At 75.6% G+C, this 2,171-nt stretch carries 1 pseudogene; it reads right to left on the bottom strand.

The annotated features are described in order from the left end of the window. Positions 1-68: 68 nt before the first annotated feature. Positions 69-1,935, bottom strand: a pseudogene (locus VR44_RS03530) (tetratricopeptide repeat protein). Between the last annotated feature and the right edge of the window lie 236 nt (positions 1,936-2,171).

Below are 2,171 nucleotides of genomic sequence, written 5' to 3'. Positions count from 1 at the left end.
GGTAAACACGACTGTACGGGAGTCCACCCGGCAGATGCAAATCAGTTAACCGGTTCCCCCGGCCGGCCTCATACGGAGAGCTCCTCCGCCAGTGCGTCCCGCAGCCGGGCCGCCCGCTCGGCGACCTCCGCGGGGCCGAGCTCCATGGCCCGTACGCACCACTTCTGGCCCTCCGCGAGGTCCCCGTGCCGGGCCGCGAGCAGCCCCAGGCGCAGGGCGGCCCGGCCGTGCCCGGCCACCGCCGCCCGGGTCCACCACAGGGCCGCCTCCGGTTCGTTCCCCTCGCGGGCCAGCAGCAGCCCGAGGTTGAAGGCGCCGTTCCGGGAGCCGGCCTCGGCCGCCTCCCGGTACCAGCGGGCGGCCGTGGCCAGGTCGCCCCGGGCCGCGGCCAGCATCCCGACCCGGACCTGGGCCCGGCGGTGGCCCTGCTCGGCGGCGCGCTCGTACCAGTCCTCGCTCTCGGTGCGCTGGGCGCCCCCGACGGGCTCGCCCAGCGCCACCGGCTCCGGGGGCGGGGCCAGCGACTCCAGCAGCGAGGCCAGCCGGAAGGCCGCCTCCGCGCTGCCGCCGCTCGCCGCGCAGCGCAGGTGCCGTTCGGCGGCGCGTTCCTCGCCGTCGCGCACCAGGGCGATGCCGACCTGGAGGGCGGCGTCCGTGTGCCCGGCCGCGGCGGCGCGCTCGTACCACTTCAGGGCGGCGCGGTCCTCGTCCCGGCTGGCGAAGAGGATGCCGAGGTTGAAGGCGGCGTCCACGCTGCCGGCCTCGGCCGCCTTGGAGAACCAGGGCTCGGCGCCCGCCGCGTCCCCGGCCTGCAGCAGCATGATCGCCAGGGCGTTGGCGGCCTCGCGGTGACCCGCGTAGGCGGCGCGGCGGTACCACTGCTCGGCCTGGGCGGTCCGCTCCTGCGCGGCGCACAGCAGGGCGAGGTTGTAGGCGCCGTTGTGGTCGCCGGCGTCCATCGCGACCCGGTACCACTTTTCGGCCGTCTCGGTCTCGCCGCGGGCCGCGTGCAGCGCGCCCAGGGCGTTCGCGGCGTTGCCGTCGCCGTCCTGCGCCGCGCGGTGCCACCAGGCGGCCGCGCTGTCCTCGTCACCGGCGTCGCGCAGCAGGAAGCCGAGGGCGCAGGCGGCCCGGGCCTCGCCCTGCTTGGCGGAGCTGAGGTACCAGCGGCCGGCCTCCTTCAGCTCGCCGCGCGCCTCCAGGAGGGCGCCCAGGTGCAGCCCGGCACGGCGGTGGCCGCGGGCGGCGGCCTGCCGGTACCACTGCTCGGCCTCGGCGGGGTCGCCCTTGCGCAGGTGCCGGGCCAGGCGGTAGGCGGCCTCGCGGTGGCCCTGCTCGGCGGCGGCCCGGAACCAGCGCTCGATGCCCTTGTCCCCCCGGTGCTCCAGCAGGTCGGCCAGGCCGTACGCGCCGAGGGCGTGGCCGGACTCCGCCGCCTGGCGCAGCCAGTACTCGGCGGCGGGCTCGTCCCCGCGCTCGCGGTAGTGGCGGCCCCGGGNGGCCCAGGGCGTGCGCGGCGGGGGCGGAGCCGGCGACGGCGGCGACCCGCCACCAGCCGGCGGCCTCGTCGGGGTAGCCGCGCTGGAGGAGGAGGACGCCCAGGTTGTTGGCGGCGGCACGGTCCCCCGCGCCGGTGGCTCCGCGCAGGTAGGGCTCGGCCCCGGCCAGGTCGCCGCGGCGCAGCAGCAGGGCGCCGAGCACGCTCATGGCACCGGGGTCGCCCTTGTCGGCGGCCACCCGGTGGCGCGCCTCCAGTTCGGCGTCGGTGGCCCCCTCGGCGTCGCCGAAGGCCTCTTCCGCGAAATCCGCATCGGTCAGTGCGGTCTGCGCGTTGGCAACGGGAGCCGCCTTGCCGGCCCCCGTACCCGACTCGGACTCCGCCCTCACAAACCGCCCTGTCTCCAGCAGAGTTGACCTGTCCCCCATAAATCCCATCGTCGCATCACCTGCTACCCGCGTACACCTGGTATGTCGCAGCCAGTGAGGTCGCTACACCGTTTTGTCGACATGCCCACAGAGAGACAAGTCAAACACGCTCACGCCCCAACTCACCCGCCCCAGTGACCTCATGTCCCCCAGCAGCTTCTTCCCTGCCCCTTCTCGACTTCTTCCGGGCATGACGAAGGCCCGGATCCCATTGGATCCGGGCCTTCGTCTTCAGTAGCGGGGAC

Origin of the sequence: Streptomyces katrae (genome assembly GCF_000966975.1) — a bacterium.
GTDB classification, from domain to species: domain Bacteria; phylum Actinomycetota; class Actinomycetes; order Streptomycetales; family Streptomycetaceae; genus Streptomyces; species Streptomyces katrae.
This window is presented reverse-complemented; position numbering and strand designations above follow the sequence as displayed.